At 55.9% G+C, this 24,138-nt stretch carries 19 protein-coding genes; 8 read left to right on the top strand and 11 right to left on the bottom strand.

Features of this window, described 5'->3' with window-relative positions; all coding sequences use genetic code 11:
- Positions 1–2: 2 nt before the first annotated feature.
- The 4 genes from Fuma_RS07410 to metX all read right to left on the bottom strand — a co-directional run bounded on the left by Fuma_RS07410 (position 3) and on the right by metX (position 4,730).
- Positions 3–1,178 (bottom strand): hypothetical protein, encoded by a 1,176-nt coding sequence (locus Fuma_RS07410; protein ID WP_077023566.1) that lies wholly within the window; start codon positions 1,176–1,178, stop codon positions 3–5.
- Between the two features lie 109 nt (positions 1,179–1,287).
- Positions 1,288–2,397 (bottom strand): hypothetical protein, encoded by a 1,110-nt coding sequence (locus Fuma_RS07405; protein WP_077023565.1) that lies wholly within the window; start codon positions 2,395–2,397, stop codon positions 1,288–1,290.
- Positions 2,398–2,710: 313 nt separating this feature from the next.
- Positions 2,711–3,337 carry a methionine biosynthesis protein MetW gene (metW, locus tag Fuma_RS07400; protein WP_077023564.1) on the bottom strand — a complete coding sequence of 209 codons (627 nt, stop codon included), beginning with the start codon at positions 3,335–3,337 and terminating at the stop codon, positions 2,711–2,713.
- A gap of 178 nt (positions 3,338–3,515) precedes the next feature.
- Positions 3,516–4,730, bottom strand: a complete 1,215-nt coding sequence (gene metX / locus Fuma_RS07395) for a homoserine O-acetyltransferase MetX (RefSeq protein WP_077023563.1) — start codon at positions 4,728–4,730, stop codon at positions 3,516–3,518.
- A 462-nt stretch (positions 4,731–5,192) separates the two neighbouring features.
- Here metX and lpxD point away from each other — a divergent pair, with 462 nt between their 5' ends.
- Together lpxD and Fuma_RS07380 are read left to right on the top strand one after the other, a co-directional pair.
- Entirely contained in the window at positions 5,193–6,335 is a 1,143-nt protein-coding gene (gene lpxD, locus Fuma_RS07385) for a UDP-3-O-(3-hydroxymyristoyl)glucosamine N-acyltransferase (protein WP_077023561.1), read from the top strand.
- Positions 6,336–6,461: 126 nt separating this feature from the next.
- Entirely contained in the window at positions 6,462–7,325 is an 864-nt protein-coding gene (locus Fuma_RS07380) for an LpxI family protein (protein ID WP_077028163.1), read from the top strand.
- Positions 7,326–7,333: 8 nt separating this feature from the next.
- On the opposite strand, the gene Fuma_RS07375 is transcribed toward Fuma_RS07380, so the two are convergent.
- Positions 7,334–8,830, bottom strand: a complete 1,497-nt coding sequence (locus Fuma_RS07375) for a tetratricopeptide repeat protein (protein WP_077023560.1) — start codon at positions 8,828–8,830, stop codon at positions 7,334–7,336.
- Between the two features lie 235 nt (positions 8,831–9,065).
- Here Fuma_RS07375 and Fuma_RS07370 point away from each other — a divergent pair, with 235 nt between their 5' ends.
- The 5 genes from Fuma_RS07370 to Fuma_RS07350 all read left to right on the top strand — a co-directional run bounded on the left by Fuma_RS07370 (position 9,066) and on the right by Fuma_RS07350 (position 18,039).
- Positions 9,066–9,758 (top strand): hypothetical protein, encoded by a 693-nt coding sequence (locus Fuma_RS07370; protein WP_077023559.1) that lies wholly within the window; start codon positions 9,066–9,068, stop codon positions 9,756–9,758.
- 8 nt (positions 9,759–9,766) lie between these two features.
- A complete protein-coding gene (locus Fuma_RS07365) occupies positions 9,767–10,663 on the top strand; it encodes a DUF58 domain-containing protein (RefSeq protein WP_077023558.1) in 897 nt (298 codons plus the stop codon).
- Between the two features lie 2 nt (positions 10,664–10,665).
- Positions 10,666–12,948 (top strand): replication restart helicase PriA, encoded by a 2,283-nt coding sequence (priA, locus tag Fuma_RS07360; RefSeq protein ID WP_077023557.1) that lies wholly within the window; start codon positions 10,666–10,668, stop codon positions 12,946–12,948.
- Positions 12,949–13,166: 218 nt separating this feature from the next.
- Positions 13,167–15,833, top strand: coding sequence for a PAS domain-containing hybrid sensor histidine kinase/response regulator (locus Fuma_RS07355; protein WP_077023556.1), 2,667 nt, complete (start codon positions 13,167–13,169; stop codon positions 15,831–15,833).
- Between the two features lie 301 nt (positions 15,834–16,134).
- The gene (locus Fuma_RS07350) at positions 16,135–18,039 is read left to right on the top strand and encodes a hybrid sensor histidine kinase/response regulator (protein ID WP_158520893.1); all 1,905 of its coding nucleotides are present in this window, start codon (positions 16,135–16,137) and stop codon (positions 18,037–18,039) included.
- A 208-nt stretch (positions 18,040–18,247) separates the two neighbouring features.
- Here Fuma_RS07350 and Fuma_RS07345 read toward each other — a convergent pair whose 3' ends face one another.
- From Fuma_RS07345 to Fuma_RS07320, 6 genes are all read right to left on the bottom strand, one after another.
- A complete protein-coding gene (locus Fuma_RS07345) occupies positions 18,248–19,732 on the bottom strand; it encodes a deoxyribodipyrimidine photolyase (RefSeq protein WP_077023554.1) in 1,485 nt (494 codons plus the stop codon).
- A gap of 39 nt (positions 19,733–19,771) precedes the next feature.
- Positions 19,772–20,272 (bottom strand): SRPBCC family protein, encoded by a 501-nt coding sequence (locus Fuma_RS07340; RefSeq protein WP_077023553.1) that lies wholly within the window; start codon positions 20,270–20,272, stop codon positions 19,772–19,774.
- A 121-nt stretch (positions 20,273–20,393) separates the two neighbouring features.
- Positions 20,394–21,032, bottom strand: coding sequence for a hypothetical protein (locus Fuma_RS07335; protein ID WP_145944031.1), 639 nt, complete (start codon positions 21,030–21,032; stop codon positions 20,394–20,396).
- 131 nt (positions 21,033–21,163) lie between these two features.
- Positions 21,164–21,841, bottom strand: coding sequence for a lipoate--protein ligase family protein (locus Fuma_RS07330; RefSeq protein ID WP_077023551.1), 678 nt, complete (start codon positions 21,839–21,841; stop codon positions 21,164–21,166).
- Positions 21,842–21,847: 6 nt separating this feature from the next.
- Positions 21,848–22,315, bottom strand: a complete 468-nt coding sequence (rpiB, locus tag Fuma_RS07325; RefSeq protein ID WP_077023550.1) for a ribose 5-phosphate isomerase B — start codon at positions 22,313–22,315, stop codon at positions 21,848–21,850.
- Positions 22,312–22,791, bottom strand: coding sequence for a low molecular weight protein arginine phosphatase (locus Fuma_RS07320; protein WP_145944030.1), 480 nt, complete (start codon positions 22,789–22,791; stop codon positions 22,312–22,314). Before Fuma_RS07320 ends, rpiB begins: the two co-directional genes overlap by 4 nt.
- A gap of 412 nt (positions 22,792–23,203) precedes the next feature.
- Here Fuma_RS07320 and Fuma_RS07315 point away from each other — a divergent pair, with 412 nt between their 5' ends.
- Positions 23,204–23,920 (top strand): class I SAM-dependent methyltransferase, encoded by a 717-nt coding sequence (locus tag Fuma_RS07315; protein ID WP_077023548.1) that lies wholly within the window; start codon positions 23,204–23,206, stop codon positions 23,918–23,920.
- Positions 23,921–24,138 lie beyond the last annotated feature (218 nt).

Here is a 24,138-nt window from a genome sequence, read left to right as displayed (position 1 = left end):
GCCTACGGTCGAGTTGCCGTGGACGGTCGCCATCCGCTGTCAAAGCTGAACCCGGCATCCAGTGTGTCGCCGGAGACTTTTCCGGAGGTTTCACCGTTTGACGAGTCGAACTCACTCGGCTTCGCGACAACGCTCGCACCATTCCGAGTGCCGGCGTCCTGCGTGTCGAACGCGCTGAATGGATTGTTCGCATCAAAATCTGCAGCGACTGCAGAACTGAACACGGGCGCTGGTGGGGTGGTTTGTTTTGATGGCGCTGTTGACGGTGTCATGGCTGCTTCGATAGCTGCGAACGGATTCGCATCGCCGATTGGTGGCTGAGTGCTTTTGCGAATAGCAGGACGTTGAGCCTGAGGACTCGGCAGCTGGTTGGTGATAAACGGCTGAACTTTCTCAGCCGGCTGCGTCGTTGCGTTCACGGCTGAACTGAAACCGGAATTCGTGACAGCAGTGCTGGCGCTGTTGGACTGACCAGCGACCTGCTCAACCGTTTGACTGACCTGACGCACCGACTGAATGAGTGGAGCTGCTTTCTCCTCAACAGCTGCCACTTCGCTGTCCCAGGCCTTCTTCCTTTGAGCGGCGAATTCAGACAAATCTTCGCTAAGGTTCTTAGCCGTGTCTGTCATCCCGCTCGCTTTGGCCTGGTCCTCCATGAACTTCGCAAGCCCCGCCATGTCGGGCGCTTGGTCAGTTGCATTGACATCTGAATTTTGTGCACCAGCAGCCGTCTGCTGCGAAGCCGCTTCAATCGCGGCAGCAAATGGGTTCGCTGCGGCCGACGGATCGGCATCCACTTTAGCCGTCGCCACAGATTCGTTCATGCTGCTGGCTTGCGCTCCCGGAAACTTAGTCGAACTGACGCCGGTTGTGTTCGCTGCTGTTTTGGGTTCAGCTGGCGCTACTGAAGCGACATTGCTGTAGTTCGCGGTCGCACTGTCAGACAGCTTTGCCTTTCCGGCTGGTGTCACTCGAGCGATCCCCGCCTGGCTTAGCGGCGACGCCTGCATGGATGGCTCGGTTGGCGCGACGGACGCCGAGGCTTCGTCGGCGCGGCCAGTAAACGGATCTCGCAGCAAGGCGTAATCGCGCCTCGTCATTTTTTCGCGGAACCGTGAACAACCTGTGAAGCTGGTTGCCAGCACGACCAAAGCCGTGATTTTCAGAAGTGCTTTCATCGCGATTCCCTCCGCGACGTTCTGCTATGAACGTTGTATGATTTTAGTTGATCGAAACACGGTCGCCGCCATCGCATCATGCGGGCGGCGAAACCGGTCGAGTTTTGGTTCAGGGTGTCAGTCCCGTCGCACTTTTTGCGCCGGGGCCATGATAGCGTTGGTTGAAAATATTGGGATCGAAGGCATCCTGACGAATCGCTTCGTCCGCCTCCTTCAGAAATTTACGATCGCGGTCCGTCAACATCGACTCAGCCGTGTCTGCTTCATTGATCGGCTGACTGCTTGAACTGTTGAATGCCGTTTGCTGAATGGGCGAGTCTTGCTGTTCAGTGTGTTGAGCCGTAAGCACGGGCGAATTTTGACGCAATGACGACGCAGCAGCAGTGACCCAGTTTCGCATAACTTCGACCTGAGCTCCGCCAGCGCGGCCTGGAAACAGCAGCTTACGACTGCCGCCATGCAGCCCAACAGTCGCATTTAGCAACGGGCTTTGGTTCGGTGATTCAAAGTCGATCTGGTTTAGTACAGCGGCCAGATTCTGTTCGGCGATAGCGGGTGTTGACTGGCCTCGCACCAGCACCACAGCGAAACCATTGCGCCCCGCTCCGTGGCAGCGAGCGTTGCCGCACTTGTTGGAAAGCAGTGGTTGAATGCGACGAGTGAACTCCGCGGCCAGTTCATCGGGCAGGCCGCCCAGCGAACGGCGTTCCGGCAACAGTTCGGGATTCGACGCCATCGCCGGATCAAAATTGGCGGCGATGGCGGACGTGGAAACTGCCGCGCGACGCTCATCGCGTTTTATGTCTTCCAACATTCGTTTCGCGTCGGCTCGATACGGGTCCTGGTGCAATGCGTCCAGTAGCTCCTGTCGAGCCTTTTGTTTCAGTCCATTGGCCAGGCACCACCGCGCAAGTTCAAGATGCGTTTCTGGTGTGAGTTCCTGAACAGAATCTCGCATTTTTTGATGGGCGTCCAGCAGATCGGTGGCTTTGAAGCGGACCTGCTGGCTGGGAACGAACATCCTTCCAACGGGCTGTAGCACGTCATAACCACCGGGCCGCGGCATCAATCGGCCTGAAACAACGCGTCCGTTTGTGAGTACCAGCAGGTCGTCTTCGACTCGCGAGGACTCGCGCAGCGGAAGCTCATCGGCGGCAACCGTCGCAAGAACGGTCAACCCCAAAGCGACTCGTAAGATGTGATGAAACCCGGACAACATGATGTTCACACAGGTCAGCTAAGACATTGTGTTGATCAGAATACCAGCGGACGGTAACCGTGATTTGCAAAACGCGTCAAGACGAGCTGCAAAAACGCTGCGTTTTCAACGAGACAAGCGGCGTTCGGATCGGCTCGTTTGGCGTTTTGAGCGCTGTGACAGACTGCTATCGGCGGAATGTGCGGGAGTTCAGCGGCGGATACGCATCGAACGCCCGTTTGCGTACACCCGCTGCAGTGCAAACCGGCGACGATGGTCTGGGCAGTCGCCCTTGGGGATGTGCCAACTCGGATCCACGGAAATCTACGAGCGGCTACGTGGTGCGTTCGAGCAGGTAGAATGCGCTGTCTGCGCGAATGTTGGCTGCCCAGGCACGGTCGACCGAGCGGCCTCGAATGATTGGGCGTTCCTTCACCACGTGCAGACCGATGCTCTGCATCAATTCATGGAAGTCTCGCATGGACATAAAGTGCACGTTGGGGGTTTCGTGCCATTCGTACGGCAGCTTATCCGTAATCGGGGTGCGGCCACGAAGCAATACTTCCCAGCGAACGCGCCAGTGCCCGAAATTCGGCACGACCACCAAACCACGATTGGCGACTCGCAGCATTTCCTGCAGCAGCTGCTTCGGATGCTGTACCTGCTGCAATGTCTGGCTTAACACAGCGAAGTCGAACGAGTTGGACGGAATGTCTTTCAGGCCCTGATTCAAATCCGCGGCTACCACCGGCAATCCGCGGCGAATGACGGCGGTGATGTTCGCCGGTTCGACATCAATTCCGACGACGTGGCACCCCATTTCCTGGTTCAACCGTTGCATCAAACGGCCATCGCCGCAGCCAAGGTCGATGACTCGGCTGTCGCGATCAATGTGCCGCATAATGAGATCGTCGACAAGTTGGACCGACGGATCGGGAAGATGGTAACGCGAATCGGACATGCGAGTTTACTGACTCCACCGTTTTCTGATTCTGGTGCTGACTGGGTGTCTGGCGGTTCTTGAAGGCTTGATCACAGAGCTTACGGAAGGCCTCAGAATTGCTTCCGTGTTTCGAACGTTTTCATGGTGCTAAGTATGGTTTACAGCCTGCAGAATTGATCCGGTAAAACACGGTGTCTCAGATTCCGCCACCGGCAGAATTGTTGAGCTGCGACACACTATTGGCTAACTGCGTTTGCTGCAGAAACGGTCCGACAAGATCCGTGAGAGGGCCTAGATCGATCAGGAAAGAATCGTGGCCGAATGGGCATTTTAATTCGACGTACGAAACGTGCTTGCCCACTTCCAGCAGTGCCGAAACTAGTTCGCAACTTTGGCTAGTCGGGAACAGCCAGTCGGTGTCGTACGACGCGACCAGAAAGCGACTTTGCACGTCCTGGAATGCGGCGGCGAGGCTTTCGTGGCCGTCTGACAGATCGAAGTAATCCATTGCTCGCGTTAGATACAGATAGCTGTTCGCATCGAACCGCTGGACGAAGCGTTTTCCCTGATAATGCAGATAGCTTTCAATTTGAAACTCCGTTTCCTTCTGCATATCAAACGCAAAGCGATCACTGTCCTGCAGGCGTCGCCCGAATTTCAACTCGATAGAATCTTCCGACAGGTAGGTGATATGAGCCACCATGCGAGCCAGTGCCAATCCGTAGCGTGGGCCCTCGGAGTTGTAATATCGCCCGCCTTCGAAGCCCGGATCTGCCGTGATGGCTCGCCGCCCCACCGCGTTGAAGGCGATCCCCTGAGCCGCCAGCTTCGGAGCCGACGCCAGAACCACGCTGCCCAGGACCTGGTCGGGGAATCTGACAGACCAGTCCAGAACCTGCATTCCACCCAGACTTCCGCCGACGACCGCCAGCAGACGTTCGATACCCAGATGTCGGACCAATTCGGAATGCACCGTGACGATGTCACCGACAGTTAGAAAGGGAAACGATTCGCAAAATCGTTCGCCGGTGGCGGGGTTAATCGTTCCGGGACCAGTCGTACCCTGGCACCCGCCCAACACATTCGCGCAGATAACAAAATACTGGTTGGTATCGATGCCCTTGCCCGGGCCAATGAATCCGTCCCACCAACCAGGTTTCTCGCCTTCATTGCCATGCAACCCGGCCGCATGCGCGTCGCCGGTCAATGCGTGACAAATGAAAACTGCGTTGTCCTTCTTTTCGTTAAGTTGTCCGTAGGTTTCGTACGCGACAGTCACGGGGCTTAGCGTCGCACCACCCTGGAGGGTGAGTGGCGTGGGTGATTCGAACAGCGTCGCATATTGGGTCCGCACAACGCCAACCGAATTGGTTGCGTCATCCAGCATTTCTTCTTGCGGTGCTACAGACATGCGAAGGTTGTGTCACAGGATGAAGATCGTGGTCCAGTTCCGATTCAATCGGCGGCGACCGCGTTTGCAGCAGGAATTCTAAGCCGCACATTCGACCGCAAATGTGTGGCTGGCCGGATTCTAGCGAGAAAACCACAGGATTCGATGATTCGGCATTCTTAATAAACGCGGCAAGCCTTAAAGATTACCTGATCTGCAAAATCGAACTCAAACGCCGCGAGCGAACTAGCCGAAACATTAAGTATGAGTCCGGCGTCGCCTCGCGAACAATGATCGTGAACTGGTTCGTCTTGCAGCCGGAATAGAAAATTCAGTACAGTTCTGACTGCGGAAAGAAATCCGGAGCGGTTTTCTTCAACAGGGAACAGAGATGATTTTTCGAACCCGAGTTTGATCTGGGACACAGCCAGCGATTCGGCGACGAACATTCTGTGGCAGAAACATCAAAGCAAGGAGGCTAGGATGGCAACCACACGCGAACGCAACGAGCTTACAGCAACTCAGATTGCTGAGATTTTGGGGACTGACGTTATCGGTGACGGCACCCGTGGTGTGCGTGGCTTTAACGTCATCGAGCGGGCTGCCGAAACAGATGTGGCGTTCGTCGGGTGCGAAAAGAATTTGAAGCGAGCCGCGACCTGTGAGGCTCGTGTCGTCATCGCGCCGAATGACTGTCGCGAGCGATTCGCTGCGTTTGAAGGCGTGACTTTCATCCCGGTCGATCAGCCCGAAGTGGCATTCCTGAAGATCGCCGAGCGCCTTATTCCGGCTCGCCCACGTGCCAACATCGGGATCTCACCGAAGGCCATTGTCGCGGACACGGCCGTGATTGGTTCCAAAACGAATATTCATCCGTTGGCCGTGATCGGTGACTACGTCGAAATCGGCGACAACTGTGACATCGGCCCCGGCGCTGTCATTGGCGACGGCTGCACGATCGGCGACGATACCGCGATTGATGCTCATGCGGTGTTGTATCCGGACACCGTTGTCGGCAGTCGCGTGAAGATTCTGGCTCAAGCCGTCATCGGTGCCGCTGGGTTTGGCTATCGCCTTGTCGATGGTCGGCATGAACTGTTGCCGCATCTCGGCATCGTCCGCATTGCGGACGACGTTGAAATCGGGGCCTGCACGACCATCGACCGTGCGAAGGTCGGCGAAACGACGATTGCTGAAGGCACTCGGATCGATAACCTTGTGATGATTGCTCACAACTGCCAAATCGGCAAGCACAACCTGATTATTGGACAAACCGGCATCGCTGGATCGAGTTCCACAGGTTCGTACGTTGTGTGTGCCGGACAGGCGGGCATCGCTGACCACGTTCACCTGGGTGATCGAGCGGTCATTGGGGCGAAGACCGGGGTTCATCGGGATATGCCAGGCGACAAAGCTTATTTGGGCATTCCCGCTCGAAGTGCCACCCTGCATGCTCGCGAACAGATGGCGCTAAAGCGGTTGCCGGAAATGCGTTCCACCGTAAAGCAGATGGAAAAGCAGATTGCTGAGCTGCAGGGGCAAGTGGCGACTCTGGTGTCTGCATTAGCAAATTCCACATCGACCGGCAGGAGCGATGATGCTGGCGAGATCCGAAGAGCCGCATGACTGTGCTGCGAGTCGCTTCGTGCTCCCGATATCGGTTACGTTTCTGCGACGGCTGCGATGGATGAACCGTACATACATCAGGATATTCTGCCCTTCCCGCGCGAACGCTGCGCGCCGGTGAAGGCGATGAAACCAACTTGTCTGGGCTTGCTCGCTGGCGGTGGCCGGTTTCCGGTTGAGTTCGCTCACGCGGCCCATGCGGCCGGTCACACCGTGTATGGCCTCGGCGTTGCTGGAATGGCATCGGAGGAACTCGAAACGGTGTGTGACCGGTTTCGGTACACTCAACTGGCCAGAATTAATAAAGCCATTCGACTGTTTCGCCGCGCGGGCGTCGAACGGATTGTGATGGCGGGTAAGATCGAAACAACGATTCTGTTTCATCCCTTTCGCTGGTTGCGGCTGATGCCGGACTGGCGAACGATTCGGATGTGGTTCCGATACATGAAGAAGAATGACAAGGACGACACGATTTTGCGGGCCGTGATTCGCGAATTCGAACGCGACGGTTTTCAGTTCGATGCTGCACTTGAATACGCCCCGGAGTTATTTGTGAAGCACGGATTCCTGACGTCTCGAAAACCCACGGCCGCTCAATGGCGAGACATCCAGTTAGGCTGGGAAATGGCTCGCGAAATGGGACGGCTGGACGTGGGCCAGTCGGTGGTCGTCAACGACACCTCTGTGATTGCCGTCGAAGCCATCGAAGGCACCGACAGCTGCATTCGTCGCGCGGGCGAACTGTGCCGCCGCGGCGGATTCACGGTTGTAAAGGTCGCAAAGCCGCAGCAGGACATGCGTTTTGACGTACCTTCCGTGGGCGTCGAAACCGTCAAGACGATGCACGAATCCGGCGGGCGAGTTCTCGCGATTGAAGCTGGCGCAACAATCATTATCGATCCGGACGAAGTCACTCGCGTGGCCGACCGATTTGGTATCGCAATCGTGGCGGTGAATGCGGAAGAACTGGCCCTGCACGTCGCGGCGTGAGTGTGCCGCTACGGGATCGTCAGATCGAACGGAACCGGTTCATTTTCTTCCAGCGGTTCCGGTAATCCAACTCCGAAGTCCGGTTCGGCTTCCGGTTGAATTTCGTCTCGACCACGCAGACGTATGCCGTCGTCGAACATTTCTGGCTTGGCCGAACCCGATTCAGCAGCGGCCTCGACCGGATCGATGCCGTTGGCGGGCGGCAATGGTTTTCGTTCGCGCTGGCGAGCGTCATCGGCGGCAGCAGACATTCGCGTCATGGCATCGACAAGAGATTGGTCCACACCCAGACGAATTGCGGCGTCCTGTAACTCTTTGCCGACGCTGCTACGGCCCCGTAACCTTTGAAACGCGGCCGTCAGGAGCAGCCGGTCTGTGGAATTGGGACGTTCTTCCAACCAGCGCCATAGTTCTTCATCATGCTCGACGGACTTCAGGTCGAAGTGTTTTCCATACAATTCGCGACCGGTCACCCATGCTTTCGTTGGGTCATCCTGCAGCAATAAAGCCTTCTTCAGATTGATTGCGGCATCCTTAAATTGGCGCTGTGTGATGTTCGCCCACGTCAGCCGTAGCCACGGTGCCTGCCTCATCGGTGCCGTGTCGGCGGCTGTTTCGTAGAACGCTGCTGCGTCGGCATAGTCACCCCGCACAAACGAATTGTCGCCGGTTGTTTGGTATCGCAGACTGCGAATCCGATCGACCGCTGCAACCTCTGCAGCAACGACTCGCTCTGTCGGAAATTCATTGATCAGTGGCTGTTGGTCGGGAGGAAGGACTTCTGACATTGCGTTGTCATGTTGGCTTGGCGGAATCGCGTTCGGCAAAACACCACCCGGCAATGGTGCGGGCGGCAGATACTGGCCCGGCGATGGCGGCGCGATATCCGGGAAGCTTCGTTGATCCAGCGTGGGGCCAAACGTTCGATCATACACGCCGTATGTCGCCAGCGATGACCCGCCAAACGGCACAACGATGGGCGGGGCTAAAATGGTTGGATAGCCGATGCCGGCGCCCCATCCCGTCGACCATGGTGCGGTCCGGAATGGTCCCACCGAATACTGAAGTGACAGTCCCGCATAACTGCGAGCGGCATCATACGGATGCAGGCCTCCCTGATGTCGGTGGTAGTCGCCATGATGATGGCCGTGGCCGCGGTGGTTCCCACGACCGTAGTCGGAATATTGAATCCGGCCCGGATACCGAGAATATTCCCGGCTGCCGAATCCAGACTGTGAGCGACCGCGATCGAACGATCCGTAGCGACTGTTGGAATACACGGGCTTCGCACTGCGACCGTTCCGCACCATTCCTGGCACGGTCACTCGGCTGCTCGACGGAGCACCGCTGCGGCCGTTGGAAATCGCCCCTGTCACCGTCCTTGAACTGCTGTTGGAGGACGCTCGCTGGCGCGAGTTGTTGAAAACCTGAGCGTTCGCCGAATCACTTCGACCCGCCAGCAGCAACACGCATGACAGTGCTGCCGTGCAGAATATACGTGTCATTTCATGCGTTCCTTCAATTTGAGTGGTGGCACCGTTTTGTCCGGTCTACCTGTCAATTATCCGCGTCGCTGATGACAACTGCAATCAGAAACACGGGATACCGCGCCGCGTTTCCGAAGTTCCTGCCATTGCCGACCTGTTCCAGCGGTTTTCAACGCCCACTTTCCGACGCCTACTCTAGCGGCTAAACTGCTAACACACCTCGAACATCGAAAGCAGTGCTGAGGCATTCACCATGAAATCCATCATCGAGTATATCCGAGCCACAGTCGTTGTGTGTGCCTGTTGTCTAGTGCTGCAGGCCGTTGCAGACGCTCAGTCTTCGCGCAGTCGGCAGGAAAAAGAGGATGTGCTGACGGATCGGGAGCTCGAAATGCGGCTTTCCAAGGCGGAAGACGCCTTGGTCTCCGAATACAAAGACGTCGCAATGAAACTCTACAACCAGGGCGACAAAGAAAAGTCGATGGCTATGTTGAGGCGACTGAAGGAACTTAATCCGCGTCTGGAGGGACTCGGCGATCAGATTAAGCAGATCAACGAGGAACTGATGGATGAAAATGCCAACGAATTCGATCTGGACACAAAGAAGCCATGGGAATCGATTGGCGAGGTTTCTGAAGACAAGCCGTTTCGCATTCAATCGTCCGGCGAATTCAAAATGACATTCAACGCCACCGTGACAGTTGATGGTCTGAAGCCGGATAAGGAATCCAAAGATTATCTTCCCGGAGCACCACTCGGGTGTCTGCTGGGCGTGATCGTGACTGATGGCAAACCGGGCAAGCCGTTTCCTGTCAAATCGCAACTCGAACACACGCCGAAAAAAGGCGGGACCCTATTCCTGAAGGTCAACGTTCCTGAAGGAACTCGTTGCCTCGGCCGCATTAAAGTCAAAGTCAGCGGCTACATTCAAACGAGTCGCCGCTAGCCGCCCGCATGTCCTCAGCCGAACAATATCTCAAACCCGAAGTCATCCAAAACATCGCTCGGCTTGACCTGCGCGCGAAGTTTATTGTGGAAGGATTTCTGTCCGGTCTGCATGCCAGCCCATTCCACGGCTTCAGCGTCGAATTCAGCGAGCACCGGCGCTACAACCCGGGCGACGATCCCAAAGACATCGACTGGCAGGTGTTCGCTCGCACTGATCGCATCTACGTCAAAAAGTACCAAGCCGAAACCAACATCACCGGCTACGTGCTGATGGACATGTCTCGCAGCATGGCGTACACGTATCGGCAAGACCTAACCAAGTTCGACTATTGCGTCTGTCTGGCGGCGGCCATCAGTTACATGATGATTCATCAGCAGGATCCGGTTGGGCTGATCACGTTCGACGACAAGCTCCGCCAATCGCTGCCTGCTCGCAGCCGACGTTCGCAACTGGCGAACATTCTTGCGGTGTTGCAGCAGAGCAAACCATCCGGCGACACAAATATTTCCGACAATCTGAAACAGGTTGCATCGATGATTCGTCATCGGGGGCTGCTGATGCTGATGTCGGACCTGCTGACCGACCCCGATGATGTGATCGACAGCCTGCGCATGCTGAGGTATTCCGGCCACGACATCATTTTGTTTCACGTGTTGGACGAAGCCGAAGTCACGTTTCCATTTTCGGGCAGTGTGGACCTGATCGAACCGGAATCCAGCGACCATCAAATCGTGGACGCGGCGGGGATTCGTTCGGATTACATTTCGGCATTAAACGATCTGCGAGAACGCTACCGCAGCGAGTGTTTCGCACTTGGTATCGATTATGTACCGCTGGATACCAGCATGCCGTTTGATAAAGCGCTGACGGAGTACCTGTATCAGCGGCAGGCGAGGTTCTAGGCGTGAGCGACCAGCAGGGCCTATTCGAATTCGCCGACCTGCCGGAATGGGAGCAGGCGGCAGCGGAAGATTTGCAGGTAGCGGAAGTTGTCTTCAACCTGCCGCTCGAAAAGCCGTACACATACAGCATTCCGGACGAATTTCGCGAACTGCTGAAAGCCGGTATGCGAGTCAAAGCGCCGTTGGGGCGGGGCAATCGTACCGTCGTCGGGTACTGCGTGAACGTACGCCAGGCCGAAAGCGCGATTCGCAAACTGAAGCCAATCCACGAAGTGCTGGACAGCGAGCCGTTGTTGAACGACGTGATGCTGAAGCTGACTCACTGGATCGGCGAACGCTATCTGTGTGGCTGGGGACAGGTTTTGGACAGCGTGATTCCAGCCGGCGTTCGCCGGAAAAGCGGAACACGCCTGGTTCAGTCGTTTGAACTTTCGAGCAAAGCCGATCAGCTGATTGAAGCAGGCAAGCTTCCCAAGAAGCAGCAAACTGTCGTCGATGTGCTACGAGAATTCACCGAACCAGTCGCGGCAACTCGGCTGTGCGAACTCGCCGAATGTGGCCCCGGACCGATTACCGCTTTGCGCAAAAAGGGGATCGTCACGGCGCTGCGAATTCGGTCGGAAGTGAGCGGCGAGATGCTGGAAGATGCCGTTCAAACGGAAGACCTGATTCTGAACTCACAGCAGCAGCAAACCCTGGACAAGATTCTGTCTGCCGTTCGATCAGGTGAACACAGCACGATGCTTTTGCACGGCGTGACCGGCAGCGGCAAGACGGAGGTTTATATTCGGTCGATCCGTGAGATCGTTAGTTACGGCCGGCAGGCAATTGTGCTGGTACCGGAGATCAGTCTGACGCCGCAAACGATTCGACGCTTTCGCTGCCGCTTTAAATCGGTCGCCGTGCTGCACAGTCACATGACGGATTCCGAACGGCACTGGCAATGGCAGCAGATTGCTCAGGGACAAATTGAAGTGGTGGTGGGCGCTCGCAGCGCCGTCTTCGCGCCAACGCCAAACCTGGGCCTGATTGTAATCGACGAAGAACACGAACCGACTTTTAAGCAGGATTCCACACCACGATATCATGCGCGTGAAGTCGCGCGTTATCGCTGCATGCAGGAACGTGTTCCATTGTTGCTGGGATCGGCCACGCCTACGCTCGAATCATGGCTGCGAGCGACTAGGCGGCAGGACACGCTGTTGTCGATGCCTGATCGAGTTGCCGAATTGCCTCTGCCGCCGGTTGTGGTTGTCGACACTCGCAACGATCCACGCATTGGCAAAGGTTCGTCGCTGGGGCGAGCCCTCTTCACATCCATTGGTCGTGCGTTAAATGAGAAGGGACAGGTCATTCTGTTTCTGAACCTGCGCGGTTATTCGCCGACGGTTTGGTGTCGCAGTTGCGGTACGGGTGTGAAGTGTCCCGACTGCGACATCACGCTAACGTGGCATCGCGATCGAGCGGAAGCCGTGTGCCACAGTTGCGACTACAGCATCCCGGCTCCAGAAAAATGTCCCACGTGTGAAAGCGCAGCCGTGCGATACTTCGGCACGGGAACTCAGAAACTGGAAGCAGAAGTCGCCGCCGCGTTTCCCGCAGCAAGAGTGCTGCGGATGGACAGCGATTCGATGAGGAAGCCCGGCAGCCACGATGAAGCGTTGGAGAAGTTTCGGCACGGCGAGGTGGAAATCCTGCTGGGCACTCAGATGATTGCCAAAGGGTTAGACTTTCCCAACGTCACGCTGGTTGGTGTCATCGATGCCGACAGTATGCTAAATCAGCCAGACATGCGCGCGTCGGAACGAACGTTTCAATTGATCGCTCAGGTCGCCGGTCGAACCGGCCGCAGCAGTCGCGGCGGTCGAGTACTCGTGCAGACTACCAATGCCGACGCACCGTCGATTAAGTATGCATCAAAACACGACTTCATGGGCTTCGCCTACCATGAACTGCAACAGCGCAAAGAAACGGGTGCTCCGCCGTTTAGCACTGTCACGCGAGTCATCTTTCGAGGCATGTCGGAGCCGCAGGTTTGCGAAACCGCTCGCGAGGTTGCGAACAAATTGCGAACGGTCGCGAAGGATCTTGACCCCGAAGCCAGAATTCTGGGGGCCGCTCCCGCACCGATCACCCGCCTGCGCGGCTATTACCGCTTCCATCTTCAGATTGCGGCGCCGTCGCATGAACGCGTCAAGCTGCTGTGGCAGCGGGTGGAAGGAAAGTTAAAGCTGCCGGACAGCGTCGAGATGGCTGTGGACGTCGATCCAATAAATTCCCGGTAGTTTGGGATGCACCGTTAAAGCCGAATTCGTCGTAAATTCCTGCGAGGCGGGGGCCGGAATTCGATAACTTTGTTGGTAAATGTCGTCGACGTGTCTAAGGAAGACATATTGACCTACGCAGTAGTAAAGGTGCTTAACAATGGGTGCCGTTGTCGCTACAAGAGGTCTGCCACTAGCTTAAAGTCCCCGTCATCGGAGCGGATCTGCCGGAGTAAATCATGGGAAGCTCTTCCCATAGCCAATTTTCGCTAATCGATGCCATTCAGGCACCCGCCATTGTGGTAAGCACGCACGGACGCATCGTGTTTGCGAACGGCGCATCACGTAAAAACACGACGCTGTTTGATGGCGAACCGGTCGATCGGACGCTGGACGCCGTCTTAACATACCCTGGCGTAGGTTCGCATCTCAGTCGTTACTTGAGCGAACGCGTGACTGCGGCGGATTTTGTCGCTGACCGCCTGATCGTCTCCAGCGAATGCGGTGGCAGTTTCGAAGTATCAAGCCTAAGCGGAATCGTCCCAGCCGACGGTGAATCACAGCAGCAGTTGTTGTTGGTGCTGCAGCCGGTGAATCGTGCGACCGTTCAATGGCGGTCTGAAGAACTGCTCGAAGCGACGGCTCAAATGGCCAAGGTCGGCGGCTGGGAACTGGACGCACGCACTGGCGAGGTGACCTGGACCAAAGAAACCTTCCGCATTCACGAATTGCCTGCTGATGGCACGCCGCCGCTGGAGGACGCTCTTCGTTTTTTCCATCCGGATGACCGAACAACTTTGTCTACAGCCATTAGCAAAGCCTTCGCCTTCGGCCAGCCATACGATTTGCAGCTGCGTTTAACGACCGCCAAAGGCAATGCCAGATATACTCGCAGCATTTGCACTCCGATCGTCGAAAACGGAAGAACGATTCGACTGCGAGGGACGTTTCAGGACATCACCGAACGGCGCGTGGCAGAAGAACAGCTGAAGGCAGAACGCCTTCGACTGGCCGAAGTTTTGGCTGGTACCCGCGTAGGCGATTGGCAATGGTACGTTGCCACCGGACGACTCACCTTTGGCGAAAGGTGGGAAGCCATTTTGGGATACCCTCCGACAGAAGCCCCCTCATTCGACGAAGACACATGGATGGCGCTGTACCATCCCGACAGCATCGAAGACGCTCGACGCTTGCTGCGCGAATGCTTCAGCGGAAAACGCGATCACTACGAACACGAAGTTCAAATGAAGCACCGCAACGGATCGTGGATCTGGGTCTTCGATCGCGGCAAAGTTGTGGAACGCGATCCCGACGGGCGACCGCTGCTGATTTCCGGAATCCATCAGGACATCACGTCGCGTAAAGAAACGGAACAGCGGCTGCGTGAGAGCGAAACTCGCTACCGTGACATCTTCGAAAACAGCAGCGCCGTAAAACTGCTGATCGACCCTGACACCGGGAGAATCGTCGAAGCCAATTCTGCGGCGAGTCGTTTCTACGGCTATACCTCCGATGAACTGTCCAGGCTGCACATCTGGGATATCAACACGTTAAACGAAAGCGGCGTCCGCGAACGTTTGCGACAGGCCCGAGCCGGCGAAAACGCGACTTTCGAATTTCAACATCGAAAGGCTTCCGGGGAAGTCCGCGATGTGCAGATTTCCACCGGGCCTGTACAGGTCGGTGAACAGCAGTTACTACACACAATCGTTTTCGACGTCACTGACCGGAAACATGCCGAAGAAGAGCTGCAACGATTGGCGCACCTCGAAAGTCTGGGAACGCTGGCCGGGGGAATTGCTCACGACTTCAACAACGTGTTGACAGGTATTTTCGGGCACGTCTCGCTAGCGCGAACTGTGCTGCCGGAAAATAACCCCGCCGCCGAATTCCTGGCGGAAGCCGAGCATTCGATGGAGCGTGCGAAACGACTGACGCAGCAACTGCTGACGTTTTCCAAGGGCGGCGCCCCAATCATGGAGGTCGTGAATCTCGCTCCAATGATTCGCGAGGTGACTGCCTTCGACCTGTCCGGCAGCAATGTCGAGATTGCTTTGCAGGTTCCCGAAGACTTGTGGAACGTATCCGGCGACGTCGGGCAGCTACAACAGGTGTTTTCCAATCTGGCGATCAACGCGAGACAGGCGATGTCGACAGGAGGAAAGCTTTCGATCTCACTGCAGAACGTGGAACTTAGCGACGGCCAGCATCCTCACCTGAAATCCGGGCGTTACGTGAAAATCGAATTCCATGATGGAGGGACAGGAATCCCGACGGATATCCTGGACCGCATTTTTGCTCCTTATTTCACCACAAAGTCGCAGGGACACGGGTTGGGTTTGGCGACATGCCATTCCATCGTTGACCGCCACAACGGACACATTGGCGTCACTTCAAAAATGGGGGAAGGCACGACGTTTACCGTTCATCTTCCCGCTGCGAAAAAAGTTGCTGCAGAGAAGACTTCAACGCAACTCAAGCCACAGCTGAAAGAGCGGCCGCCTCGAGTTCTGGTCATGGATGACGAGCCCACGGTAAGAACCGTGACAACGCAAATGCTTGAAGGAATGGGGTGTGAAGTCCGAACTGTCTGCAACGCCGACCAGGCGATTACGGCGTACTGGGAATCGCTCCGCAACGAAGCTCCATTTGACGTAGTCATCATGGACCTAACGATCCCCGGCAGCATGGGCGGCAAGGAAGCAGTGCAGCACATTTTGCTGCTGAATCCGGATGCGTGCGTGCTATGCGCCAGCGGCTACGCAGAAGATCCGGTGATGGCCGATTGCAAGGCGTACGGCTTCAAGGGCAGCCTTCCAAAACCATTTTCTCTGGAGCAGCTGCAAGAGGTTACAAACATGTGGGGCCGCTCATCTGGCCCCGATTCCGATCAGATCAAAAATTAAGACTTCGCAATACCGCTGGTATGACTTCACATTAGTAGCCCTTTACTTCGCGTCTGCACGGCGGACCTGTCGGAAGACAGGCAATCATTCTCCGTGCTATCGTGGGATGACCGAGGCCGAGGATGGCGTGAGAATGCCGGGGATTGTAAACTTTCTAAACAATCGACCGCTTAAAGGCTCGATTGGCGAATAGGCTGGTGCGGCATACGGCCGACAATGTCGAAATCGCTGGACTTCGGTACGAGTAACGTGATTCGGCTTGCAGGCATCAATCCAGAGACCAACCAGGAGATTCATGTTCGTGAGCGCAGAAGCTGAGCCTGCAATTTCCATTCTGGTTGTTGAAGATAACACGACTCATGCCACAGGAATCGCAGAACGCCTGAAAGCACTGGGATACAGCATCGCGGGACTGGCGACGTCCGGTGACGATGCTGTTCGGATGGCATTGAAAACAGAGCCCGGCATCATCCTGATGAATATTCATCTCGAAGGTGGCATTGATGGCATGGAAGCGGCGGAGTTGATTCGTCGGGACGCGGACATCCCTGTGGTTTACCTGACCGCCGATCCGGACGATGCAGCGCTGGAGTGTGCCGAGATCAGTGCACCTTTCAGTTATGTGTCACGGCCTTACACAGACCATGATCTGCAAACAGCCATCGAAATTGTTCGACACCGCCACAGTTGTGAGGCGCGAATGCGAGAGCACCAGGCGTGGCTCACGACGACGCTTAACAGTATCGGCGACGGCGTGATCGCGACGGACGATCAGGGAATTATCCGTTCGATGAACCTTGTGGCAGAAGAGCTCACTGGTTGGAACCAGAAAGACGCTGTCGGTTGTGCGCTGCGCGAAGTTTTCCAACCTGTATCTGCCGAAGCCCGCCAGCCGGTAACCAATCCCGCTTTGTTAACGTTGCGTACTGGCGAGAGTACGCCGCTGTCCGACGGCGGCCTTCTGATCTGTGACGACGGAACTGAACGATTCATCGAGAACCACGCGTCTTCGGTTCGGGATGCAAAGGGCCGCGTCACAGGCAGCGTACTCATCTTTCGTGACGTCACGCAGCGGCGTCAGATGGAAGAAGATCTGCGAGAGGCTCAAAAACTGGAAGCCACTGGACGACTCGCGGGTGTGATCGCTCATGACTTCAACAACCTCATGACAGTCATCATTGGGTTTAGTGACTTTCTGCTGAACAGCGCAGAAAGCTCTCCGGGGCAAAAAGACGTAGCGAAGCAAATTCACGATGCTGGCAATCGCGCTGCCGCATTGGCGCATCAGATCGTAACGTTCAGGCGAAAGCAGACACCGCCTCCGGAAGTGCTTCGCTTAAACGATGTGATTCGTGACCTTGAGCCGTTAGTACGGCACCTGTTTGGATCGAGTGTCGACCTGTGCAGTCACCTTGACCCGAAGGTTGGCTCCGTCAAAGCAGACCGCAGCCAGCTAGAACAACTGGTCATAAGTCTTATCGCCAATGCCCGAGATGCGCTGCCTTCGGCTGGCCAACTCGTGGTGTCAACAACCACTGAAGTAGTCCCGGATGGGGCAGAGCAACGTTATGTGAGAATTACGGTGACAGCCGGTGGCCCAAGTGTTGCCCCCGACGTGGGCCAGCATGTATTCGGCCCGTTCTTCTCGTCGGACAAACAAACTGAAGGAACCGGTCTGGGACTCGCCGCAGTTTATGGGATTGTGCAGCAATACCATGGCCGGATCAGTATAGAGAATGATGGCAGCAGCAATGCAGTCGGTTGCGTTGACCTTCCCGTGACTGATGCGACCGCTGCGCCGGTCAGCCTGTTGGAACCAGCCAGTTCTGACCGCGGCGGTGAAACCGTCCTTTTGGTTGAAGACGAACACCCCGTCCGCCGTATGACGAAGATGGCACTCGAACGGTGTGGGTACAAGGTTCTTGAAGCGGTCAATGGTGAACATGCGTTGGAAGTCGCGACCAATGCGAAAACCCGCATCGACCTGTTGCTGACCGACCTAATCATGCCGCTGATGTCCGGTCGCGAACTGGCAGAGAAATTGACTGAGCGAAGGCCGGATATCGGCGTGTTGTTTATGTCCGGCTACAGCGACGACGAACAGATCCACCAAACGATCGAAACAACTCGCACGGCTTTTCTTCAGAAGCCATTCCTGATCGCAGATCTCCAGCAACAAATCCGCAGCGTCCTCGATCAACCGTGATAGTCGCCGGCCCACGTTCGGCAGTCGCGGGCTGAAGTTTGGTCACTGGTTGCCGGCTTGCCGCTAAATCGAGATCAACGAAGCGACGACTCGTCGCGCGAAACAGCTACAGCGTGTTTCGCTGACTTCTGGCTGCGGCATAAGCGTTTCAGTCGATGAAGGCTGTTTCGCACGAGCCCGGGTTGTCCACAGCAAGAGAGAAACTGCTCTAATCGCCATCACTCGGCGAATAACGTTCGAGGTAACCCTTCAACTTTAGCTTCTTCCGAGTACTGTCGGAGCTCATGAAGCGAATCTTTCCGAACACCGGACGCTCCGGCCCCCAGGCTCGATCATAGCGGCCCAGCACCCAGAAGATACCGGAATAGGAATTCGGGTTTCGGCCATCGACGGCATAGCGATTGTTTAGATCGATCATGATGTCGAGCGCCTGCTGAGGCGTCTCCGTCCATTCGAGAATTTTCTTGCCCCACAGCATCCGCAGATAGTTGTGCATGCGACCTTCGGTAACAAGCTGTGATTGAGCGGCGTTCCAGATTTCGTCATGCGTGGCTGCGTTCTGAAATTCTTCGTGCGAATAGATAAATTCGCGTTCGTCGTCAGCGTGCTCCTCCAAAGTGGTCTTCGCGAAGTCCGGAAGCGAATCGTACTCTGCATAATTCTTATCATGGCAACATGCGTTGTAGCCAATCTCCCGCCAGGTAATCAGTTCATCAAGAAACGATTCAGCGGCAGGTGACATGCCCCACCAACCGGATCGGCTGCCCTTCGTCTTCTTCACGTCATTCAAGTCGCCGGTCGACCATTCTTCGCTGGCGGCAACCTTCTGGAAGACCTCGTGAGCGGAAATGTGGCCGAAGTGCAGATACGGTGACAGTCCGCTGCTGGGATCGTCGTCGGGTTGGTTGCGATCATCCGCATAGCGTTCCAGACGCTTCTTAACGAACGCATTCGTCTGTTTTCGAGCGGCGACTTCTCCACCGTCCAGAAAGGCGGGCCCAACCGTCTGGTCGATCGGAAACTCAGCGAGCACGTCCGCACTGGCAGAAAGAAGTTTGTCACTGGCCGGCGGCCATCGTTTCGTAACATCCTTCGGGATGCAATCCTGCTTGTTGAGCGATTTGTGCGAAAGCGGATCGCGGACGGGAAAGTCTTCAAGAAACGGAGTCAGCGTTTTCTGTAAGTGGTTGCGAAAAGAAAATGCCCGCGTGAAAATGCGATCAGTATGTCGCATCGGATAGATGCCATTGGAATCAACGGCTTCCAGCTTCACCGGCAACCGATCGGCCACTGCCTTGACCATTCGGGGCAGAAAGAAGCAGGGGAAATCATCCGTGACGACCACGCACGCATCTTTCGCGATCCGTTTCAGCAGGCCGCTGCCGTCGCCGTGTTCTGGCTCCACATACGGCAAGTAGCTGACTCCCGCTTTGGACGCAACCGCCTTGTTATCTGCCATTCCTTGCAACACAAATCGATGCAAACGTACGCTCGCCCATTCGTAACCGCAGCGCAGCGCTTCGAAAATCAGCAACGGCTTTTTAAGTTCAACGGCCCATTCGACGGCTCGTTGCAGAGAAAAATTGTAGTGCAAACGTCGATTCGCGATCATCCAATACACGACGTACTGACCGTCGCTGTTGACATCGGCTTGATTGCAATTCTCGATTCGCAGCTCGTCGACGGCGGCCATAAAGCAGACTCTGAAATTTGAAGCGGTAAAAACCTGGACTCAATCGGCGACGTTGGAAACGTCGTTCGAGTGGCTAAACAATTCAATGATCCTATCGTGCCGATATTGAAATATCTTTTCCAGTTCGCGTTTCACGAACAGCGAATGGACCAGAGCGCCGCCCGGTACTCGATAGCGAACTTCGTCCGTCACCAAAGTTCCGCCGTCGACCTCCTCGAACCTGTGGAAGTGCTCCCACAGAGAGTACGGCCCCTTTAGTTGACGGTCAGTAAAGGAATGCGGCGGGTTCCAGGTCGAGATTTCTGTCCGCCAGCGGATCGGGATCACTCGCAGGCGCAGTCGATAGTCGATTAGTGTGCCAGTTTGGATTTGAATCGGGGCCGGTGTCACCACCTTGAAATTCAGCCACGGCGGTGTGATTTTTTCCAGCTGGAACGCATCGCTGAAAAATTCGAACAGCGTGTCTCTGCTGGCCGGCAGGGTCACCTCAGAACGGAGCATATAAGCGTGGGTTGAGCGATCCCATAGAATGTTGACCATGACGTCTCGCCGAGCCTTCCTGGTGCACATACGCGAAGTGCGCAGCGACACTGCGTGCGGTTCTACACGCGGGGCCAACAAGTTCAAGTCGTCGATGGCGCGATTTTTTGCAGGACAAATGCTACTGCAGGATTCTGGTCAGACGCCCGATCGACTGCTCAGCGGCATCGCGTGTCGTGAAATCGTCGGCAGCGGCGGAGAAATAGTCGTCGTCGATGCCCAGCACCTGCCGCATCATGGCCGCCTTTTCGGGGGGCTCATCTAGAAAGCTGCCAACCATCTCAAAATCGCGATCCCACAGAACGCGGTCCGCGAGGGATTCAACGGCCCAATGCCATTCAGTACGACAGTCGCTGCCCGCGTGTGCCGGACAGCAATGCTCTGAATCGCTACCGCTTTCGTTTGCGAAACATTCGTGGTACGAATCAAAGACCATCTGACGCCACGTGGTGCCCGCAGTGCAATCGTCGATTTCGAGTTCGACCTCAAACCTGGCGTACTCAAACACCGCTGCGACCGCGGATTCGTTGACCGCGGTTAGATTTGGCATATCGACCGTGTCTGTCAGCAGCGCTGTTGCGATCCCTTCAAGGACAGCCAGTCGCTGTGAAGAAGTGAGCTCATCAAACAGTTCGATGCCGCATCCGCAGAAGTCGCAGTCTGACAGCATCGTTTCTTCAACCAGACCGGTTAAAGCCGCTTTGAACAGCTTCGCTTCTGCGCCCGAAAGAATCCGATCGCCGCTCGAAGTATGCCACATGATTGCTTCCCCCAGTCCGTCGCTTTGGCCGCTGTTCGCCATCATACGACGATAACAGACGCATGGCAGTGGAACGCCCGCAAAAACTGCATCCGCTCCAAAAATCAGCGTTGCCACGAATCAACAAGCCGTTAGCAAATGTCGTTGGCGACCGCCCGCGCGACTGCTTTCGGTAGCAGTTCCGTAAATTGAACGACGTCAAAATCGGGGCAGAGATCAATGATGCCGGGGATTTCCGGAGTCAATGTTGAATGCCGAAGCAGAATGCTTCCGTGCTGCAAAATGGCCCCTTTGCGCCGGCGTTGGGCGCTGCCGAGAATCTTGTGTCCCTGGAGAACGACATCACGCGGGTCGGCTCGAAGAAAACACAGGAACGGTTCGTCGGCATTGGGATCGACCGCTGATGGTGCGGTGTCCTTCCGCATCGCACAGGTCGCACCGCACGTATGTAGCACGCTGACAATTGCTGAGTGTACGTCGCAGTACAATTCCGTTGGGTGGCTGCGGATCGGATGAACGGCCGGGACGGCGCACGAGTAAGTCAATTCGTCGTCGTGCAGGATCGCACCACCACCAGTGACGCGGTGAACTCGATCACATTGCTGCAACCGAGGATCGGTGTGTTCATCGTGCTTTTGGAAGTAGCCCAGCGAAACAGTGGGCTGATCCCAACGGTAGATGCGCACGATGGAAGTGGATTCATCATCCACGACCTGTTGCAGCATTTCGCCGTCGAGCTGCATGTTCCGCTGGCCGGTTTGCGGAATCGCGTCGACATGCAGTTGGCACGGCGGCAGAGGATCGTTCAACGGATTTCAAGCACCTGGCGTGAGTTCGGCAGACGGCGATTTTTCAATCTCTGCAATCTTGTCCAATCGCCGAGCGTGGCGACCACCTTCGAATTCGGCTTTCAACCAGATCTGCAGAATCTGATCGGCCAGCTGGTCACTGAGTTGGTCGGCCGAAAGACAGACGACATTGACGTCGTTGTGCAGACGACTGTATTCGGCCGTCACACTGTCGTTGCAATTGGCCGCTCGGATTCCGTCGAACTTGTTAGCCGTGATACACATGCCGATACCCGTACCGCAGATCAGCACACCACGATCGTAGTCACCAGACGTGATTCCTTCGCAAACGTGCTGTGCGAAGTCGGGGTAATCGACGCTATCCGTCGAATCAGGGCCGAAGTCGGTGACATCATGACCCAGACTTTGAACCAACTGAATCAGTCGGTTTTTCATCTGAAAGCCACGGTGATCGCTGGCGATGGCTATTCTCATTTGCCCGGGGTATCCTTTTTGATTAAGTCGTCGAGGAGAGAATCCAGACAACTGGTAATCTCGTCGGCGCAATCCTGGTATTCAGTTAATCCGCCGCCGATCGGATCGGAGATATCGCCCCCATCCGGCCTCAACACTCGCATTCGGTCTGCCAAATCCGGCCGTGCATTTCGAAGAACTTCGAGATGGCTCGCTGTCATTGTCAGCACCAATTCTGATTTTTCCAGCATTTCATTGGTCACCTGCTGACTGAGGTGATTTGAAAGATCGATTCCCCGGTCTCCCAGGACACGAATCGCCTCAGCAGCCGCCGGAGCGCTGTCGGCAGCCGCTACGCCGGCCGACAACACGTCGATCTTGTGATCCAACAATTTCTGTTCGTGACAGTCCAGCCGGTTGCTGGCCAGCCTTCTGAAAACGGCCTCAGCCATCGGGCTACGACACGTATTACCTGTACAGACGAAGAGTACTCGCAAGGAACCTTGTTCTTCAAAACGTCCAATGTTCGGATGAGGCAATCAAAAGGCTCAGTTTTCTCTCGCGTACATTCGCCTCTTTTCGTGCCACATAATGGCGTGAGACCGGCAAAATCTCAAGGGGCGGTCACTCAATTCCTGACGGTTCGTTGCGAATTGACCGGATTTTGAGGGGTGACGTAGAAGCTGCAACATGTTTTGAATAAATGACTTACGACTCAATGGGCCGGTTTGTCGACGAATAATGGCGGGCCTGGACTTCCCCCAGGAACTTCGCCGTAAAAAGCCACCATTTCAGGCCGCTGCGGCCTTTGGCTGGTGGTGGATCGACGGTATGCTTTTCCACCCTCACGCAGATCGATGCTGTTGGTATGTCTGGTGAGTCCCACCTGTTTAATGAATCGGAGTCATCGTGAAGAAGGCAGTATCGAAGTGGCGTTCAGCAGCAAAAAGCAAGGTGCGTCGGTTTGCGGAATTTGGCGGAATTCGGGAGCAGCCGTTAAACCAGTATCAGAGTTCAGTTAAAAAACTGTACGACGGGCCTCAGGGCGCCGTGCTGAAGTTTAGCAGTATCCTGTCGCTTCATGAACCTTTGATGGGCCAGCTTTTTAAGTCTGGCCGATTCGATTCGTCACGTTTTGACCGCATTTTGGACGTGGGATCCGGAGCCGGTCAGATCATTCGGCACCTGCTTCAGACCGCTCAACCCGACGCAGAAATTGTCGGATTCGACCTGTCCGCAGAAATGCTGCGGCGAGCTCGCGAACGATTGGATTCCGATCGCCCGTTCTTTGTGGCGGCCGATATGATGCAAATGCCGTTTCGAGATAACTCGTTCGACTGCGTCACCTGTGGCTACGTGCTGGAACACATACCGGACCCGCTGCCAGGCCTGTCGGAGTTCGCTCGCGTACTGAAACCAGGCGGCGTGGCTCTGCTGCTTGTCACAGAAGACTCGATCTCCGGGCTGCTCACCAGCCACACCTGGAAGTGCCGCACATTTTCACGCGGCGAATTGCGAGACGCCTGCGATCGTGTGGGCTTGGAATGGGACCGCGAACTGTGGTTCACGCGGTTTCATGAAGTCATGAAAATGGGTGGCATTCTGGTGGAAGTCGTCAAACGCTAGTTCCGCGGCACGTCCTGTTATTTTGAGTCGGTGTTGGTCAGGCTTGAGTTCGGTCACAGACAATCAACGGTGAACCACCAAGTGTCCTCCGCCCGACCGAGCTATTTCGGTTCAAGCTTAGCGCCGTCGCGCAGGGCACGGGATGCACACGAGTGGCGGGCAAACCGAAGGTACTTCCGCAGCGACAGACCTGCCCCCCCACAACGGCAGCATTTGAA

The organism is Fuerstiella marisgermanici, from assembly GCF_001983935.1.
GTDB lineage: Bacteria > Planctomycetota > Planctomycetia > Planctomycetales > Planctomycetaceae > Fuerstiella > Fuerstiella marisgermanici.
This window is presented reverse-complemented; position numbering and strand designations above follow the sequence as displayed.

What these genes read in the sequence shown, in the direction of transcription:
- Fuma_RS07405 (WP_077023565.1), bottom strand. Translation starts at nt 2,397, where the DNA reads ATGTTGTCCGGGTTTCATCACATCTTACGAGTCGCTTTGGGGTTGACC.
- Fuma_RS07345 (WP_077023554.1), bottom strand. Translation starts at nt 19,732, where the DNA reads ATGGCCGCCGTCGACGAGCTGCGAATCGAGAATTGCAATCAAGCCGAT.
- Fuma_RS07335 (WP_145944031.1), bottom strand. Translation starts at nt 21,032, where the DNA reads ATGTGGCATACTTCGAGCGGCGATCGGATTCTTTCGGGCGCAGAAGCG.
- lpxD (WP_077023561.1), top strand. Translation starts at nt 5,193, where the DNA reads ATGGCAACCACACGCGAACGCAACGAGCTTACAGCAACTCAGATTGCT.
- Fuma_RS07365 (WP_077023558.1), top strand. Translation starts at nt 9,767, where the DNA reads ATGTCCTCAGCCGAACAATATCTCAAACCCGAAGTCATCCAAAACATC.
- Fuma_RS07355 (WP_077023556.1), top strand. Translation starts at nt 13,167, where the DNA reads ATGGGAAGCTCTTCCCATAGCCAATTTTCGCTAATCGATGCCATTCAG.
- rpiB (WP_077023550.1), bottom strand. Translation starts at nt 22,315, where the DNA reads ATGAGAATAGCCATCGCCAGCGATCACCGTGGCTTTCAGATGAAAAAC.
- Fuma_RS07370 (WP_077023559.1), top strand. Translation starts at nt 9,066, where the DNA reads ATGAAATCCATCATCGAGTATATCCGAGCCACAGTCGTTGTGTGTGCC.
- Fuma_RS07340 (WP_077023553.1), bottom strand. Translation starts at nt 20,272, where the DNA reads ATGGTCAACATTCTATGGGATCGCTCAACCCACGCTTATATGCTCCGT.
- Fuma_RS07380 (WP_077028163.1), top strand. Translation starts at nt 6,462, where the DNA reads ATGAAACCAACTTGTCTGGGCTTGCTCGCTGGCGGTGGCCGGTTTCCG.
- metX (WP_077023563.1), bottom strand. Translation starts at nt 4,730, where the DNA reads ATGTCTGTAGCACCGCAAGAAGAAATGCTGGATGACGCAACCAATTCG.
- metW (WP_077023564.1), bottom strand. Translation starts at nt 3,337, where the DNA reads ATGTCCGATTCGCGTTACCATCTTCCCGATCCGTCGGTCCAACTTGTC.
- Fuma_RS07375 (WP_077023560.1), bottom strand. Translation starts at nt 8,830, where the DNA reads ATGACACGTATATTCTGCACGGCAGCACTGTCATGCGTGTTGCTGCTG.
- Fuma_RS07410 (WP_077023566.1), bottom strand. Translation starts at nt 1,178, where the DNA reads ATGAAAGCACTTCTGAAAATCACGGCTTTGGTCGTGCTGGCAACCAGC.